General features: G+C 58.0%; 12 protein-coding genes and 4 tRNA genes. 7 read left to right on the forward strand and 9 right to left on the reverse strand.

From position 1 onward, the window contains the following. Positions 1–177: 177 nt before the first annotated feature. Positions 178–891, reverse strand: coding sequence for an FKBP-type peptidyl-prolyl cis-trans isomerase (locus tag FHW68_RS24260; RefSeq protein ID WP_095633737.1), 714 nt, complete (start codon positions 889–891; stop codon positions 178–180). A 270-nt stretch (positions 892–1,161) separates the two neighbouring features. On the opposite strand from FHW68_RS24260, the gene FHW68_RS24265 reads away from it, so the two are divergent. Together FHW68_RS24265 and FHW68_RS24270 are read left to right on the forward strand one after the other, a co-directional pair. After that, the gene (locus FHW68_RS24265; RefSeq protein ID WP_183683483.1) at positions 1,162–2,994 is read left to right on the forward strand and encodes a di-heme-cytochrome C peroxidase; all 1,833 of its coding nucleotides are present in this window, start codon (positions 1,162–1,164) and stop codon (positions 2,992–2,994) included. Positions 2,995–2,997: 3 nt separating this feature from the next. Next, on the forward strand, positions 2,998–4,134 hold the full coding sequence (locus tag FHW68_RS24270; protein ID WP_095633736.1) for a catalase family protein: 1,137 nt from the start codon (positions 2,998–3,000) through the stop codon (positions 4,132–4,134). A 313-nt stretch (positions 4,135–4,447) separates the two neighbouring features. Here FHW68_RS24270 and FHW68_RS24275 read toward each other — a convergent pair. The 4 genes from FHW68_RS24275 to FHW68_RS24290 all read right to left on the reverse strand — a co-directional run bounded on the left by FHW68_RS24275 (position 4,448) and on the right by FHW68_RS24290 (position 4,977). Then, a tRNA-Asp gene (locus FHW68_RS24275) sits at positions 4,448–4,524 on the reverse strand. A 19-nt stretch (positions 4,525–4,543) separates the two neighbouring features. Further along, positions 4,544–4,619, reverse strand: a tRNA-Val gene (locus FHW68_RS24280). A gap of 187 nt (positions 4,620–4,806) precedes the next feature. Next, positions 4,807–4,883 (reverse strand) — tRNA-Asp (locus tag FHW68_RS24285). 18 nt (positions 4,884–4,901) lie between these two features. Continuing rightward, positions 4,902–4,977 (reverse strand) — tRNA-Val (locus FHW68_RS24290). Between the two features lie 160 nt (positions 4,978–5,137). On the opposite strand from FHW68_RS24290, the gene rdgC reads away from it, so the two are divergent. Both rdgC and sugE read left to right on the forward strand, forming a co-directional pair. Next, positions 5,138–6,058 carry a recombination-associated protein RdgC gene (rdgC, locus tag FHW68_RS24295; RefSeq protein WP_095634568.1) on the forward strand — a complete coding sequence of 307 codons (921 nt, stop codon included), beginning with the start codon at positions 5,138–5,140 and terminating at the stop codon, positions 6,056–6,058. A 313-nt stretch (positions 6,059–6,371) separates the two neighbouring features. Next, a complete protein-coding gene (gene sugE / locus FHW68_RS24300) occupies positions 6,372–6,686 on the forward strand; it encodes a quaternary ammonium compound efflux SMR transporter SugE (protein WP_095634567.1) in 315 nt (104 codons plus the stop codon). Positions 6,687–6,812: 126 nt separating this feature from the next. On the opposite strand, the gene FHW68_RS24305 is transcribed toward sugE, so the two are convergent. Together FHW68_RS24305 and FHW68_RS24310 are read right to left on the reverse strand one after the other, a co-directional pair. Further along, on the reverse strand, positions 6,813–8,687 hold the full coding sequence (locus FHW68_RS24305; RefSeq protein ID WP_183683485.1) for an MFS transporter: 1,875 nt from the start codon (positions 8,685–8,687) through the stop codon (positions 6,813–6,815). A gap of 126 nt (positions 8,688–8,813) precedes the next feature. After that, on the reverse strand, positions 8,814–9,965 hold the full coding sequence (locus FHW68_RS24310) for a TDT family transporter (protein ID WP_183683487.1): 1,152 nt from the start codon (positions 9,963–9,965) through the stop codon (positions 8,814–8,816). A gap of 275 nt (positions 9,966–10,240) precedes the next feature. Here FHW68_RS24310 and FHW68_RS24315 point away from each other — a divergent pair, with 275 nt between their 5' ends. Then, positions 10,241–13,711, forward strand: a complete 3,471-nt coding sequence (locus tag FHW68_RS24315; RefSeq protein WP_095634564.1) for a PAS domain-containing hybrid sensor histidine kinase/response regulator — start codon at positions 10,241–10,243, stop codon at positions 13,709–13,711. 48 nt (positions 13,712–13,759) lie between these two features. Here FHW68_RS24315 and rmuC read toward each other — a convergent pair whose 3' ends face one another. After that, a complete protein-coding gene (gene rmuC, locus FHW68_RS24320; RefSeq protein WP_168185142.1) occupies positions 13,760–15,124 on the reverse strand; it encodes a DNA recombination protein RmuC in 1,365 nt (454 codons plus the stop codon). Positions 15,125–15,299: 175 nt separating this feature from the next. After that, the gene (locus FHW68_RS24325; protein ID WP_095634562.1) at positions 15,300–15,620 is read right to left on the reverse strand and encodes a sel1 repeat family protein; all 321 of its coding nucleotides are present in this window, start codon (positions 15,618–15,620) and stop codon (positions 15,300–15,302) included. Positions 15,621–16,598: 978 nt separating this feature from the next. Between FHW68_RS24325 and FHW68_RS24330 the strand changes: the two genes are divergently transcribed. Together FHW68_RS24330 and FHW68_RS24335 are read left to right on the forward strand one after the other, a co-directional pair. Further along, positions 16,599–16,823 (forward strand): hypothetical protein, encoded by a 225-nt coding sequence (locus FHW68_RS24330; protein ID WP_095634561.1) that lies wholly within the window; start codon positions 16,599–16,601, stop codon positions 16,821–16,823. Between the two features lie 271 nt (positions 16,824–17,094). Continuing rightward, entirely contained in the window at positions 17,095–17,577 is a 483-nt protein-coding gene (locus FHW68_RS24335) for a hypothetical protein (protein ID WP_038979731.1), read from the forward strand. The last annotated feature ends 79 nt before the right edge of the window (positions 17,578–17,656 follow it).

The raw sequence follows: 17,656 nt of genomic DNA on the forward strand, positions 1-17,656 counted from the left end.
ACTCACATAAAAAAACCCAAGATTTCATTGACTTGGCGTTCTGGCCCGTCTAGCTCGAGCGCTCTCACTGGCTATGACTTCAGCGTACCGCATCCGTTCGCTTTGTTTACCTCCACTGAACGCCAGATGCAACAACGCCCCGCATAAGCGAGGCGTTGTTTGTAAAGCAGACGCGAATTACTGAGGGGCGTCTTGTTTGGCTGGATCCTTGATGGCCAGCAGCTCCAGGTCGAATACCAGCACCGAGTTGGCTGGAATCGCCGGGCTTGGGCTTTGAGCGCCGTAAGCCAGTTCGCTAGGGATGTACAATTTGTACTTCTCGCCAACGTGCATCAGTTGCAGGCCTTCGACCCAACCCGGAATCACACCGCTGACCGGCAGATCGATCGGGCTGCCGCGCTCGACGGAACTGTCGAAAACGGTGCCATTGGTCAGCTTACCGGTGTAGTGAACAGTCACTACGTCAGTCGGCTTAGGCTGAGCGCCATCGGCTTTTTTGATCACTTCGTATTGCAGGCCGGAAGCTGTGGTGGTGACACCCGCTTTCTTGCCGTTCTCTTCGAGGAATTTCTTGCCAGCGGCTGCCGACTCTTCGCTCATCTTGGCCAAACGCTCTTCAGCACGCTTTTGCAATGCAGCGAAGGCTTCAACCAGCTCTTCATCTTTCAGCTTCTGTTCTTTCTTGCCGACGGCATCTTCGATGCCCTGGGCTACCGCTTTGGAATCCAGGTCATCCATGCCTTCCTGAGCCAGGCTTTTGCCCATGTTCAGGCCGATACCGTAGGAAGCTTTTTGCGCCGGGGTTTTCAGCTCTACGCTGGTCTGTGAATCACAACCCGCAAGTACCAGGCCAACCAGGGCCACCGCCGCCGCCAACCGATGCTGTTTCATGCTATTTCCTTGTTCATGCGCCTAAAGGGCAATCGAGTAAAGCCGCGAGCTTATCAGGCCGCCACGACCAATGGCTACCGGCATGAGAGCAGGAAACGTCTGATAAGTTCAGGTGTTTAAACGCATTTTAGCTATAGAAGGATGAAGCTTCTGTCATTTCGCTCTTACGGACTCAAGCGCCGGTTCCCACAGACTCTGGCGTAATGGCCTCTTGCCGCACTTCGTGAGCTGAGGCATAAGGGAGCTAACAAACTGACAAGGATGTTTATCGTGCGCCTCATATTCCGCTTGCTGATTCTGATCGCAGTCTTGCTGGGGCTGGGCCTCGCCGTCGTGCTGTATTACGTCGCCAACCCGAAATTGCCAGCCTGGTCACCCGCGCAACAGGTAAATTACCTGGAGCAATGGAGTGCCGCCGACCGACAGGCTTACTACTTCACCCCTCAGGGTACCCAGGTCAAAGGCTTGCGCTATGACTGGTTCAACGCCCTGGAATTGCCCTTCTCACAAGAACGATTCGCCGCTCCTGAATACCTCGCACGCTTTGGTTTTCTGATCGATCCGAGCCAGAAAGCCACGTCGAGCAATCCCGGTAACTTGCCCGTCGGTTTTGCCCGTCATCAAAACCCCGGCAGCCAGGACGAATTCCTGGACATCACATGCGCCGCCTGCCATACCGGCGAACTACGCTTCAATGGCCAGGCTGTGCGCATCGATGGCGGCTCGGCCCAGCATGTATTGCCCTCCAGTGTCCCGACCCTTCGGGGTGGCAGTTTCGGTCAGGCACTGGTGGCCAGTCTCGCCTCGACTTACTACAACCCCTGGAAATTCGAACGTTTCGCCCGCAACGTTTTGGGTCAGGACTACGAGGCACGGCATCAACAACTGCGCCAGGATTTCAAAGTTTCACTCGATACTTTCTTGAAAGTGGCCTGGAACGACACCCATCGCGGCCTCTATCCCACTGAAGAAGGCCCGGGCCGCACCGATGCTTTCGGGCGTATTGCCAACGCCAGCTTTGGCGACGCGATTTCACCCGCCAACTACCGGGTGGCCAACGCTCCGGTGGACTACCCGCAACTGTGGGACATGTGGACATTCGACTGGGTGCAGTGGAACGGTTCGGCGCAGCAACCGATGGCCCGTAATATCGGTGAGGCCCTGGGTGTGGGCGCCACGCTGAATTTCTTCGACAGCAGCGGACAGCCGCTCAAGGGCGACGACCGCTACCCCTCCAGCGTCCGGGTGCGCGATCTGCATCGGATCGAGCAAACCTTACAGCGACTCAAACCGCCCGTCTGGCCGGAAGCCCTGTTGGGCCACATTGACATGCCCGTGGCCGCAAAAGGCCGCGAACTGTTCGCTGAAAACTGCGCAGGATGTCATGTCCCCCGTGTGACCCAAAGCGACGGCAGACCCGTGCAACATTTGAAGTTGCTGCCTGTGGAGGTCATCGGCACAGACCCCGGCGCCGCCAACAACATTGCCGATCACCGCTTCGATCTGACGGCTTTACAGTGGGACCCGGCGGAGCTTGCGCAACTGGACGTACAACTGCATCCCAAACCCACAGAACCCTTGGATATGAGCCAATTGTCCGTGGCCAAGGGACTGGCTTACGTCACTGCTTTCGTGGGCAACCAGGCCTACCGCGAAGCCAATGTGACACCCGCAGAGCGCCCGGACCTGGATGGATTCGGCCTGCCGATCGGCGTGCAGGAGTTGCGTAGCTACAAAGCCCGACCTTTGGCGGGCGTCTGGGCCACGCCGCCATTCCTGCACAACGGTTCGGTACCCAGCCTTTATCAATTGCTCTCGCCACAAAGTGAACGCGCTACCACGTTCTACAAGGGCACTTTCGAATATGACCCTAAACATCTGGGCTATCGCACCGAAGCCTTCACCAACGGTTTTGTATTCGACACGCGCATTACCGGTAATCACAACACCGGCCACGAGTTCCGCGCAGGTGATCGCGGCAATGGCGTCATTGGTCGCCTGCTGCAGCCGGAGGAACGCTGGGCGCTGCTGGAATACCTGAAAGTGTTGGGCGGCCCGATGGAGTCGCAGTTGCCCGATCGCCGCCTCAGTCAAAAGGATTGACCCATGCTGATCACTCTCTGGTTGCGCCTGGGCGCCTTCCTGGGCAAAACCCTGCTGTGGTTGTTGGGTCTGGGCCTGCTCGGCTGGGCGCTGATCATGGCCTGGTCTGCCTGGCAGCATCGCGGCCCGGTATCGGCTGAAGAACTGATTCCGGACGGCGAAGCAGCAATGACCCAGGACATCATCCAGACGGCCGTGCGTATCGTCGATCAACACCGTGAAAGCACCCGTTACCTGCGCGATGCCCATGCCAAGGCCCATGGCTGCGTGAAGGCCGAGGTACAGGTGCTGTCGGATTTGACGGCTGAGTTACGCCAAGGCGTGTTCAGCGAACCGGGCAAAACCTGGCAAGCGACGATCCGGCTGTCCAACGGCAATGCGTATCCGCAGTTCGATAGCATCCGCGATGCTCGGGGCATGGCGATCAAACTGCTTGATGTGCCTGGCAAACAGTTGCTGAGTGACCGACAAGGGCGCAGCGAACAGGACTTCGTGATGTTCAACCATCCGAATTTCTTTGTCAGCGATGTCGCTGAGTATCGTCAGAATGTGGCCGCTCAAGCTGATGGCAAAAAGGCGATGGCATTCTTCCCGGGCTGGGACCCACGCACGTGGCAGGTTCGCCATCTGTTCATTGCGCTGGCGACGCTCTCCCCTGCTCCGACAAGCCCGACGCAGACCACTTACTTTTCGGTTTCGCCGTACAAGTTCGGTGATGCCAACGCTAAATTCCGTGTGATGCCGGATCCCGATAGCTGCCCGGCCTACGCGCTACCCACACAAAATCAAAACTTGCCAAACTTTCTGCGCAGTGCGCTGAACCAGCAGTTATCGACCGATCGGGTGCCAGCGTGTTTCGTCTTACAGATCCAGCGTCAGGATGCGGGCAAGTACATGCCCATTGAAGATACCAGTATCGAATGGAGCGAAAGCGACGCGCCCTATGAAACCGTAGCCCGGATCAAACTGCCTGCTCAGGATTTCGACACGCCGGCGCTGAACCTGCAATGCGACAACCTGTCGTTCAATCCATGGTTCGGCCTTGAAGCCCATAGGCCGATTGGCGGGATCAACCGGTTGCGCAAAGCGGTGTATGAGGCCGTCAGCGACTATCGGCACAGTCGCAATGCCGAACAATGAACAAGACACTTAAGCCGGAATGAGATCTGTAGCAGCTGGCGAAGCCTGCGTTCGGCTGCGAAGCAGTCGTGAAATCGACTGACGAAGTCTGCCTGACACACCGAGGTCTGCTTTACGACTGCTACGCAGCCTTCGGCAGCTGCTACAAGGCGTGAGGCCTGAGGCGTAAGGCATGATGGAAATTACTGGCATGACCCGAACAGATCGCTTTTCAGTGAAAGGTCAGCACAAAGCCAAATCCCAGACAGCAAAAAGCCCGCATTAAGCGGGCTTTCTGTGGTGATCTGGCGTTCAGCGTTCCAGATACCGAATATGGCGCAGCGGACGGGACTCGAACCCGCGACCCCCGGCGTGACAGGCCGGTATTCTAACCGACTGAACTACCGCTGCGCGTAGCGTTGAAAGTAAGTGGTGGGTGATGACGGGATCGAACCGCCGACATTCTGCTTGTAAGGCAGACGCTCTCCCAGCTGAGCTAATCACCCTTTACCTTCGTTGCGGGGCGCATTGTGCCACAGATTTTCATAAAGTGTTGATTTAATTGATAAAAAATCAAAAAAATTTGAAAACCGGTAAAACGACACACCCTGCAGGAACTTCAGACAGAAAAAAACCCGCGTAAGCGGGCTTTTCCGTGGTGACCTGGCGTTCAGCGTTCCAGGTTACCGAATATGGCGCAGCGGACGGGACTCGAACCCGCGACCCCCGGCGTGACAGGCCGGTATTCTAACCGACTGAACTACCGCTGCGCGTAACACTAAAGCGAATGGTGGGTGATGACGGGATCGAACCGCCGACATTCTGCTTGTAAGGCAGACGCTCTCCCAGCTGAGCTAATCACCCTTCACTTTCGGTGTGGCGCGCATTCTACGGAGCGACCCAACCTCTGGCAAGCACTTTTTTAATTAATTTTCTCAGGCCTTCCAAAGGCTTAGAGAAGGGTTGGCCTATGGCACACGGAGGACAATAATGCCCCCCTTTGTTTAAAGGAGAGACTCACCCCATGTGGTTCAAAAACCTGCTTATCTATCGCCTGACCCAAGATCTGCCTTTTGATGCCGAGGCGTTGGAAACTGCACTGGCCACCAAACTGGCGCGTCCGTGTGCAAGCCAGGAGTTGACCACCTACGGTTTCGTCGCGCCGTTCGGCAAGGGCGAAGACGCGCCGCTGGTGCACATCAGCGGTGATTTCCTGCTGATCGCCGCCCGTAAGGAAGAGCGCATTCTGCCGGGCAGCGTCGTGCGTGACGCAGTGAAGGAAAAGGTCGACGAGATCGAAGCCGAACAAATGCGCAAGGTCTACAAAAAGGAACGCGATCAGATCAAGGATGAAATCATCCAGGCCTTCCTGCCCCGCGCCTTTATTCGCCGCTCGTCGACCTTCGCCGCTATCGCACCGAAACAGGGCCTGATCCTGGTTAACTCGGCCAGCCCGAAACGCGCCGAAGACCTGCTCTCCACCTTGCGCGAAGTGATCGGCTCGCTGCCAGTGCGTCCGTTGACGGTGAAAATATCGCCGACTGCCACCATGACCGAGTGGGTGACCACTCAGAAAGCCGCGAATGATTTCTTCGTGCTGGACGAGTGCGAACTGCGCGACACCCATGAAGACGGCGGCATCGTGCGCTGCAAGCGTCAGGACCTGACCAGCGAAGAAATCCAGCTGCACCTGAGCACCGGCAAAGTAGTCACTCAACTGTCGCTGGCCTGGCAGGACAAACTGTCGTTCGTGCTTGACGACAAAATGGTGGTCAAGCGCCTGAAGTTCGAAGACCTGCTGCAAGATCAGGCAGAACAGGACGGGGGCGACGAAGCCCTGGGCCAACTGGACGCCAGCTTCACGCTAATGATGCTGACCTTCGGCGACTTCCTGCCGTCGATGGTTGAGGCGTTGGGTGGTGAAGAGATGCCGCAAGGCATCTAACGACGAGTGATGCCTACTGTGGGAGCGAGCCTGCTCGCGATAGCGGCATTTCAGTCAACATCATTGTTGAATGTCAGCCCCTCATCGCGAGCAGGCTCGCTCCCACATTGGTTTTGTGGTGCTACTTAAACAAGGATCAGGCCATGGGCGCACTGGCCACTGGCGTTGGTGGGTTACTTCACCGGGCGCCTGTTCAACCTAACTTGATCCTCGGGTTAATGATGGGCACTCTATTGCGCAACGCGGGGACGACCTCGCGGCTCGATCGAGTGATTAATCCGGGGACGACCCCATCCATCGATGGAGGTCTTCAATGTCCTGGATCATTCTGTTTTTCGCTGGCCTGTTCGAAGTCGGCTGGGCCGTCGGCCTGAAATACACCGATGGCTTCAGCCGCCCTCTTCCTACCGCACTGACCATTGCAGCCATGGCGATCAGCCTGGGCTTGCTGGGCCTTGCCATGAAGGAGTTGCCGCTAGGCACGGCCTATGCAGTCTGGACTGGCGTGGGTGCGGTGGGCACGGTGATCGCCGGGATCATTCTGTTTGGTGAATCCATGGCGCTGTTTCGGTTGGCCAGTGTGGCGTTGATCATTGCCGGGTTGGTTGGGCTCAAGATCAGCGCTTAGGCCTCTACCGTCTTCGCGGGCAAGCCTCGCTCCTACAGGGATTGGTGGTGTGTCCACACTATGCGGCACAACACAAAACCTGTGGGAGCCGGGCTTGCCCGCGATGAGGCCCGGGCAAACAACTACTTATCTAACGGCCCCACGCAACTCCCCCACCAACCCTTGCAACGTCGCCGGTTCAGCCACTTCAACGGCCACCGCCGGCCCGGCCACCAGAGTCACCCGGGACCACAGCCGACGAAACACGCCCTTGTCCGGGTCCCGACTGAAAAAACTCCCCCACAACCCCTGCAATGCCAGCGGAATCACCGGCACCGGCGTTTCTTCCAGAATCCGCGTCAGCCCACCCTTGAACTCATTGATCTCGCCATCGGCGGTCAATTTACCTTCAGGGAAGATGCACACCAGTTCACCGTCCTTCAGATACTGCGCAATGCGGGTAAAGGCTTTTTCATAAATCTGGATGTCCTCCTGACGCCCGGCAATTGGAATCGTCCCCGCCGTGCGGAAGATGAAGTTCAGAACCGGCAGGTTGTAGATTTTGTAATACATCACAAAGCGAATCGGCCGACGCACCGCGCCGCCTATCAGCAACGCATCGACGAACGACACATGGTTGCAAACCAGCAGTGCCGCGCCTTCGTCGGGAATCAGCTCCAGGTTGCGATGCTCGACGCGGTACATGGAATGGCCGAGCAGCCAGATCATGAAGCGCATGCTGAACTCGGGGACAATCTTGAAGATGTAAGCATTGACGCCGATGTTCAGCAGCGACACCACCAGGAACAGCTGCGGGATTGATAGCTTGGCAATGCTCAACAAGACGATCGACACAATGGCCGAGACCACCATGAACAGGGCGTTAAGAATGTTGTTCGCAGCGATCACCCGCGCCCGTTCGTTCTCGACACTACGCGACTGAATCAGCGCATACAGTGGCACGATGTAGAAACCGCCGAAGACCCCAAGCCCGAGGATATCGATCAATACCAGCCAGGCGTGTCCGAACCCAAGGACTTCGATCCAGCCATGGCCGGCAACACTGTCTGGAATCGCGCCGGAATGCCACCACAGCAACAGGCCAAACACTGTCAGACCGAATGAGCCAAACGGCACCAGACCAATCTCGACTTTGCGCCCGGAGAGTCTCTCGCAAAGCATCGAACCCAGTGCGATACCGACCGAGAACACGGTAAGAATCAGCGTCACCACAGTCTCGTCGCCGTGCATCCATTCCTTGGCATACGCCGGGATCTGCGTCAGATAAATCGCCCCGACAAACCAGAACCATGAGTTGCCGACGATCGAACGCGATACTGCCGGGGTTTGCCCCAGGCCCAACTTCAAGGTGGCCCAGGACTGGCTGAAAATGTTCCAGTTCAAACGCATTTCCGGCGTTGCCGCCGCCGCACGGGGAATGCCGCGGCTGGCCAGGTAACCGAGCACGGCGATACCGATGATTGCCGTGGACACGACCGGCGCGTAGTTGCTGGTCGACATCATGATCCCGGCGCCGATGGTCCCGGCGAGAATCGCCAGGAAGGTGCCCATTTCCACCAGGCCGTTGCCACCCACCAACTCTTCTTCGTGCAAGGCCTGGGGCAGGATCGAGTACTTCACCGGCCCGAACAGCGCCGAGTGGGTGCCCATGGCGAACAGCGCCACCAGCATCAGCGACAGGTGATCGAACATGAAACCGACCGCCCCCACCGCCATGATGACGATTTCCCCGAGCTTGATCAGACGGATCAATGCGTCCTTGGCGAACTTTTCCCCGAATTGCCCGGCCAGGGCCGAGAACAGGAAAAACGGCAAGATAAACAGTAACGCACACAAGTTGACCCAGATCGAACGGTCACCCTCGATGGTCAACCGGTACAAAATGGCGAGGATCAACGACTGCTTGAAAATGTTGTCGTTGAAGGCCCCCAGGGACTGGGTGATAAAAAACGGCAGGAAGCGCCGAGTGCGAAGCAAGGTGAACTGCGAGGGGTGACTCATCTTCCATGTGCCCTGATGTTGGGTAGCTGATGTTGGGTAATTGGTGCTGGATAAAAAAGCGGCGTAACAATTGTTATTGGAATGTGGAACGTCGATCCAGGCCACAGATTACCCAATCCTGGCCGGTTATTTGTTTAATCCTGCAATGCAGGGTGAAACAAATAACTCACCTCGCCATGCGCCCTGCACTGTGCGTTTGGCAACAATCAGCCACATCACCGCCAGCAACGCCACCAGCACACAGCCAAAGACACTGAAAAAGGTCAGGTGCAATGCGCTTGCCAGGTTCAACGTCGCCAAAGAATAGACGCCCAACGGGAAAGTGAAGCCCCACCAGCCAAGATTGAACGGGATACCGGCGCGCAAGTAACGCACGGTGATCAACAGCGCAATCAGCATCCACCAGAGCCCGAAGCCCCACAACGTGATGCCGGCCACCAAGCCAAGCCCTGCGGCAATCTCGCCGATACCCGGCAAACCGTTGGCGGCAAAGATCGCTGGCGCGTCAGCCCCCAACAGCAACATGCCCAGCGCACCGGTGCCAATCGGCCCAAGAGCCAGCCAGCTTGAGGCGGCCATGTTTTCGTGGGGCAACTTATGCAACGCCATGCGCAGCAACAGGATAGTCAGAATGCTGAATGCCACCGGCAGGGAAAAGGCCCACAGTACGTAGCTGGTCACCAGCACCACCAGTTGTGAATGAGCATCGGCCAGATGCGGCGCCAGCAAGCCGCCGCTGGCCGCCGCCACTTCCGCCGCGACCACCGGCAACAGCCAGACCGCGGTCATCTGGTCGATGCTGTGCTCCTGACGGGTGAACATCATGTAGGGAATCAATACGCCGCAGGCCAGCGACATCGCCACGTCCAGCCACCAGAGCGCTTGGGCGATATGAATCACGCCGTCGCCCCAGCGCGGCAAACCGAACAACAAAAAGCCATTGATAAGGGTCGCAAGGCCCATGGGAATGGTGCCGAAAAACATCGAAACCGTGGAGTGCCCGAAAATCCGCCGCGCTTCGTCGAAGAACATGATCCAGCGCGCGGCATACATGGCCGTGAACACAACAAACAGAACAATATTGAACAGCCACAGGCCTTCGGCGATCGCATGCAGACCAGGATTCGCCGCCGGTAATTGCGCAAACGCGAGCGACAACACACCCGTACCCATGGTCGCCGCGAACCAGTTGGGGGTGAATTGGCGGATGGCTTCTCGAGGGTGCTGCAAATGACTGAGCGGTTTGATACCGGGTTTAACGCTATGGGTGCAGGTCATGGTGAACTCCTGTCCTCTCGTGAGGTGGAGCTCATGGTAGATCCGAATCGAATATCGATATAACGGGTAATTTCTCTAACTGTTATCTGTTTTGCAGATATGCATCAGATTGCGTTGAATCAGGAACAACACCGCCTTCGCGGGCAAGCCTCGCTCCTACAGGTATTGCGATACCCCGCCACGTCACGACCTTGGTCGACACTGACTAACTCAAGCGGTCATGCGAGACTGTCTTGACCGGGCGGAGTCCCGGATGTCTTTTGCCTGGAGTTCCCATGTCGCTGTCCATCGGGCTGATCGCCACCGTCGCCCTGGCCTATATGGCCATTCTGTTCGCTATCGCCTTTTACGGCGATCGGCGCAGCACGCCGTTGCCGCCACGGGTGCGTGCCTGGGTGTATAGCCTGTCGCTGGCCGTTTACTGCACCAGTTGGACATTCTTTGGCGCCGTGGGTCAGGCGGCCGAACAACTCTGGTCATTTCTGCCGATCTACCTCGGGCCGATTCTTCTGCTGATTTGCGCGCCGTGGGTCCTGCAAAAAATGGTGATGATCAGCAAGCAGGAGAACATCACCTCCATCGCCGACTTCATCGCCGCCCGCTACGGCAAATCCCAGTCGCTGGCCGTGGTGGTGGCGTTGATTTGCCTGGTTGGCGTGCTGCCGTACATCGCCTTGCAGCTCAAGGGTATTGTGCTGGGCGTGAACCTGCTGATTGGCGCCGGTGCCGACGCCATGGGCACACGCGCGCAGGACACGGCCCTGATCGTATCCCTGGTGCTGGCGCTGTTCACCATCGTTTTCGGTACCCGCAACCTCGACGCCACGGAACACCACCGCGGCATGGTATTGGCAATTGCTTTTGAGTCGCTGGTCAAGCTGTTCGCTTTTCTCGCGGTAGGCGCGTTCGTGACCTACGGCCTGTACGACGGTTTCGACGACCTTTTCGATCAGGCCATGCTCGCCCCGCGCCTCGAAGCGTACTGGAAAGAAACCATCAACTGGCCGTCCATGGTGGTGCAAACCGGCGTGGCGATGATGGCGATCATTTGCCTGCCCCGGCAGTTCCATGTGACCGTGGTGGAAAACATCGATCCTCAGGATCTACGCCTGGCCAAATGGGTGTTCCCGGCCTATCTGGCGCTGGCCGCGTTGTTTGTCGTGCCCATTGCGCTGGCCGGTCAGATGTTGCTGCCCGGTTCGGTGCTGCCGGACTCATTCGTCATCAGCCTGCCCTTGGCGCAATCTCATCCCGCCCTGGCGATGCTGGCGTTCATTGGCGGCGCTTCGGCGGCGACCGGGATGGTGATCGTGGCCAGCGTGGCGCTGTCGACCATGCTTTCCAATGACCTGTTGCTGCCCTGGTTGCTGCGGCGAAACAACGCCGAGCGGCCGTTCGAAGTGTTCCGCCAGTGGATGCTATCGGCGCGGCGGGTGAGCATCGTGGTCATTCTGCTGCTGGCCTACGTCAGTTATCGACTGTTGGGGTCCACCGCGAGCCTGGCAACCATCGGCCAGATCGCCTTTGCCGCCGTGACCCAACTGGCCCCGGCCATGCTTGGCGCGTTGTACTGGAAACAGGCTAACCGTCGTGGAGTGTTTGCCGGGCTGGCCGCCGGTACGTTCCTGTGGTTCTACACGCTGGTGTTGCCGATCGCTGCCAACAGCCTTGGCTTGCCCTTGAGCAGTTTTCCAGGCCTGGCCTGGCTGCAAGGCAACCCGTTGAATTTGCCGATCACGCCGCTGACTCAAGGCGTGGTGCTGTCCCTGGCGGGCAACTTTACCTTGTTCACCTGGGTCTCGCTGCTGTCACGCACGCGGGTTTCGGAGCACTGGCAGGCCGGCCGCTTCATCGGCCAGGAAATCAGCGCGCGCCCCAACTCCCGCTCAATGCTGGCAGTACAGATCAACGACTTGCTGCAACTGGCCGCCCGCTTTGTCGGCGAAGAACGCGCTCGTCAGAGCTTCATCCGTTTCGCCTATCGCCAGGGCAAAGGCTTCAACCCCAACCAGAATGCCGATGGTGAATGGATCGCCCATACCGAACGCTTGCTGGCCGGCGTGCTCGGCGCATCTTCGACCCGGGCGGTGGTAAAAGCCGCCATCGAAGGTCGGGAAATGCAGCTTGAGGATGTCGTGCGAATCGCCGACGAAACCTCGGAAGTGCTGCAGTTCAACCGCGCCCTGTTACAAGGCGCCATCGAGAACATCACCCAAGGTATCAGCGTGGTCGACCAGTCGTTGAAACTGGTGGCCTGGAACCGGCGCTACCTTGAACTGTTCAATTACCCCGACGGTTTGATCAGCGTGGGCCGGCCGATTGCCGACATCATTCGCTACAACGCCGAGCGCGGTCTGTGCGGCCCTGGCGAAGCGCAAGTGCACGTCGCCCGTCGCTTGCACTGGATGCGCCAGGGCCGGGCCCATACCTCCGAACGGTTGTTCCCCAATGGTCGAGTGATCGAGTTGATCGGTAACCCGATGCCCGGCGGCGGTTTCGTCATGAGTTTCACCGACATCACCGCGTTCCGCGAGGCCGAACAGGCGCTGACCGAAGCGAACGAAGGCCTCGAGCAACGGGTCATCGAACGGACCCACGAACTGTCGCAACTCAACGTTGCCCTGACCGAAGCCAAAGGCGTCGCCGAATCGGCGAACCAGTCGAAAACCCGTTTCCTGGCCGCCGTCAGCCATGACTTGATGCAACCGCTGAATGCTGCACGACTGTTCTCTGCCGCCCTCTCCCACCAGGAAGAAAATTTATCCAGTGAAGCCCGCAAGCTGGTTCATCACCTGGACAGTTCGCTACGCTCGGCCGAAGACCTGATCAGCGATCTGCTGGACATTTCCCGCCTGGAAAACGGCAAGATCAACCCTGACCGCAAGCCTTTCGAACTCAATGATCTGTTCCATACGCTGGGCGCGGAGTTCAAGGCACTGGCGCAGGAACAGGGGCTGAAGTTTCGCGTCAGGGGCAGCGCATTACGGGTCGACAGCGACATCAAACTGCTTCGGCGGATTTTGCAGAACTTCCTCACCAATGCCTTCCGCTATGCCAAAGGCCCGGTGCTGCTCGGCGCTCGGCGGCGCAACGGCGAGCTGTGCCTTGAGGTCTGGGACCGTGGACCGGGTATTCCAGAAGACAAACTCCAGGTGATTTTCGAAGAGTTCAAACGCCTCGACAGCCACCAGACCCGGGCCGAAAAAGGTCTGGGCCTGGGCCTGGCGATTGCCGATGGGCTGTGTCGCGTATTGGGTCATACCTTGCGCGTGCGTTCCTGGCCGGGTCGCGGCAGCGTGTTCAGTGTCAGCGTACCGCTGGCTCGGACACAAACGGCAACGCCGGTCAAAGTGGCCGAACTCAATGGCCATTTGCTCAGCGGCGCGCAGGTGCTGTGTATTGATAATGAAGACAGCATCCTGATCGGCATGAACAGTTTGCTCACCCGCTGGGGTTGCCAGGTCTGGACCGCACGTAACCGTGTGGAATGCGCGACGCTGCTCGGCGATGGAATGCGCCCGCAATTGGCGCTTGTGGATTACCACCTGGACGATGGCGAAACCGGGACCGAGTTGATGGCCTGGTTGCGCACACAACTGGGCGAGCCGGTGCCGGGGGTGGTGATCAGTGCCGATGGACGGCCGGAGACGGTGGCCCAGGTGCATGCGGCTGGCCTGGATTACCTGGCCAAACCGGTGAAACCGGCGGCGTTGCGGGCGTTGTTGAGTCGGCATTTGCCGTTGTAGTGCCGTCCTCCAGCCCACCCTCGCCACGAAGATTAGGTAGTGCCTTACTTATTCCGGTAGCTCGGCCAAGCCATCGACATCCGTCATCGCCCGTTCCAGCAGGTCCGCCGGCAAGCTCTTGCTGGCTCGCGCCCCAAGTAACTTGAGCTGCTCGCTGCGACTGACCAGATTGCCGCGGCCTTCAGTCAGCTTATTGCGTGCTGCGCTGTAGGCTTTGTCCAGTTGTTGCAGGCGATTGCCGACTTCATCCAGATCCTGGATGAACAACACGAACTTGTCGTACAGCCAACCGGCGCGCTCAGCAATTTCCCGGGCGTTCTGGCTCTGGCGCTCCTGCTTCCACAGGCTGTCGATAACCCGCAAGGTGGCCAACAGCGTAGTCGGGCTGACGATCACGATGTTGCGGTCGAATGCCTCCTGAAACAGCGTCGGTTCAGCTTGCAATGCCGCAGAAAACGCGGCCTCGATCGGGACGAAAAGCAGAACGAAATCCAGGCTGTGCAAACCGTCGAGCCGCTTGTAGTCCTTGCCGGCCAAGCCTTTGACGTGACTGCGCAAAGACAGCACGTGCTGCTTGAGAGCGATCTGGCCGATGGCATCGTCCTCGGCCGCCACGTATTGCTGATAGGCCGTGAGACTGACTTTGGAATCGACCACCACCTGCTTGTCGCCGGGCAGGTAAATAATCACATCCGGCTGGAAACGCTCGCCGTCCGGTCCCTTGAGATTGACTTGGGTCTGGTACTCACGCCCCTTCTCCAGACCCGCGTGCTCAAGCACCCGCTCGAGAATCAGTTCGCCCCAGTTGCCTTGGGTTTTCTGCCCCTTCAACGCACGAGTGAGGTTGGTGGCTTCGTCGCTCAGGCGCAGGTTCAGCTGTTGCAGCCGTTCCAGCTCCTTGGCCAGGGAAAAACGCTCGCGGGCTTCAGCCTGATAGCTTTCCTCAACGCGCTTTTCGAACGACTGAATGCGCTCCTTCAACGGGTCGAGCAACTGCCCCAAACGCTGCTGACTGGTTTCGGCAAAACGCTGCTCACGCTCGTCGAAGATTTTTCCCGCCAGCTCGGCGAATTGTGCGCGTAGCTCGTCTCGCGAGCCTTGGAGGTCGTTGAGGCGCTGCTGATGGCTTTCCTGCTGCTCACGCAATTCGGCATTAAGGGAAGCGGCCTGCGCGTCGAGGCGACGCAACTCAGCCTCTTTGCCGGCACGTTCGATATTCCAGGCGTGAGACGCATCGCGGGCGTCGTCACGTTCGATCTGGAGCAGTTCGACTTCACGGCGCAGCGCGGCCAGATCCGCTTGTTTGGCGGCATTGGCCTGGCTCAAGTCAGCGATTTCATCACGGCAAGTATCAAGCTGGGCAGTCAAGCCATCCTGCGTCAATTGGGCAATGGCAAGACGCTCTTCCAGCAACGCCAGTTCGGCCTGCCCCGCACTCGCCCGCCGCTGAAGCTGCCAGGCCAGTACCAATAACGGCAACCCGGCGCCCGCCAGCCCCAGCAATGCGCTGGTCAAGTCCATCGCCATAGCCACTCCTGCCGATTCGATAAAGCGTGAAGGTTAACCAAGGTGTCAGGTCTTGGACAGCTCAGTCTTCGCCCAGACCCAGTTCCTCTTGTGCACGTCGGTCGCCCGCACGCGCGGCCTGACGCAGGAGCTCCTGGCCAATGCGGCGATCCCGGGCATTACCGCACTCGCGGCACATCAACTGGCCGAGACGGCTTTGCGCCGCCACGACGCCTTCACGGGCAGGCTGCTTGAGCAAGCGTCCGGCGAAGTGTTTGACGTTGGAGTTTTCGCCCAGGCGTGGGCTGTCCAGTAACCACTCGGCCACGCGCATTGCAAAGCGCTTGGGCGGGATAACACGGGAGGGCGTTGAGGTAGCAGAGACGGATGAGCGAAACTTCATAAAGCACTGTGGGGCAGATCGGAAGGCGCGCCACTCTACTCTTTTTTTCGTACAGGTAAAGTCGAAAAAAGCCTGCACGCCCGTCCTAGAGCAAGCGCTTGGGACAATCCACAGAAGCTGTGGATAACTCAGTGGACAACCGCCTTTGAACTGGCGCAAAGCCGTGTGGCGTGGGGCCCGCAGTCAAACTGACGATTTTTTCACCAGTAAAAAAAAGCGATGTTTTTCATTGACTTAAATTTTCATTACAGGCACCCACTCCTGTTGAAGCGAGGATGACAGCGCGATGACAGTTCGCGCAATTTGTGTGCACAAGTGCCTGGGAAGCGGTTATACCGATGCGCTTTTTCGGCGCGTTTTTGGATAGCGTCTGGGGATAAACCCGAGCAACCCTTGCCGCCGATCGGTCCTGACGCGATCGTTCTCTCGGATCAACGGTCGGGTTCCGGGCTATTGTGGGGCACTGGTGTGTTCGACAGTTCAATCGAGACTTGCCGACAGGCCCTTCAGCGCTTTTTTTCAAACAGACTTCCCTTCTGCCATTCGATCCGTTAGTATCCGCGACGTTAGTACCAAGCTGAAAGTCAATTCTGGTCGAACAAATCCTCCGGTCAGCCTTCCCTAAGAGAAGCCTCCACCGACAAAACGGGATCGACCACCTCGATGGTTTCCAGGTAAATCTTGCGCCAACACAGCCTTTGAATCGAAAGCAAAGGGTGTTGCCAAGCTCACTTACTCTGACCGAACCAGCCTGCAAATTGATCAGGATCTTCACCCCGGGCCCAGAACCTTTGCCCTTGATGTGTTGCCTGCCCTCCTAAGTACCTACCTGCCAGCCCAAGCGCGCCAATTTATCAGCGCTTCAAACTGGCTGCTTTGTTCCAGTCGGGTTCTTCGTTCGACCAATGGTGGTCGTCGTTACTGGAACGTTTTAACTTTGCACGGTTCTTATCCGTGTCGCTTGTAGGAACACCCATTATGTCCACTCAAATCCACACTCAGGATGCCATTCGCACCCTAACCAACGCTTTTGCTCCAATGAACTGCCTGATCCTGGCCGCTCGCAAAGGCTGTTTCAGCTTCACTCTGGTCAATGAACACGGCATCGCTCGTCACAGCGAACGCCTGTACCCTGATCAATACTCCAGCGCAGAACCGCTGCAGGCTGTGATCGAACGTACTCGCCAGGCACTGGTTGCCTGAGACACCCGAAAAGCTGAAACCTGAAAAGCCCTGCTGAAAAGCGGGGCTTTTTATTGCCCGATATTTCTCATTTCGCGGCATACGGCTAAGCACCAACCGATATAACGGTTATAACTCGAAGCCGGAAATATTTTAAAAACAGTCCTTTACAGCAAAATAATGACACTACACTTCAACTCAAGCGGCTTGATCCGCTTGCGGCGAGCCTGAATCGATCCACTGCTGCCAAGGCCTTCAGGCCTCGCCGACCACTTCATGTTTCGAGGGCTTTATGGGAATCGCTGCCAGCGAACTGTGTCGTTATGTGATCCGTCCGACGTTGATCTACCTCGGACGCCATAGCGCAACTGCCGAATCCCTGCTGCTGGGCATCGCCGCCAGTCAGTCAGCCCTTGGTTCAGCCCTGCATGACCGCCGTGGACACGGCCTGTACCGAATCGCCGAACCCCGCCACCAGGCACTTTGGGATCACTACCTGGCCCTGGACCCGGATCGGGCAAGCCTGGTCCGCGGCCTTGCCAGCCAGCATGCTTTTCTCAGCGGGCCGCATCTGGAATTGACCGTCAACCTGCGTTACGCCACTGCCATTGCCTGGCTGCTGGTAGAAGAACAGAACACTCCCCTCCCCGCCTCCGACGACTTATTGGGAATGGCCCGAATCTGGCGCCAGACTTTCCAGCCCCAAGGTCGACTGCGAGATTTCACCTACGCGTGGCAAACCTGTGTTTCATCGTTGAATCAGGTCGCCTGCTGATCCACCCCTTTACGAAAATCGCACAACTGGTCGCGATTTTGGTCAGATTGTCCTACAAAACCGCTCTAACTCAAGCGTT

Origin of the sequence: Pseudomonas sp. Tn43 (assembly GCF_014192635.1) — a bacterium.
GTDB lineage: Bacteria > Pseudomonadota > Gammaproteobacteria > Pseudomonadales > Pseudomonadaceae > Aquipseudomonas.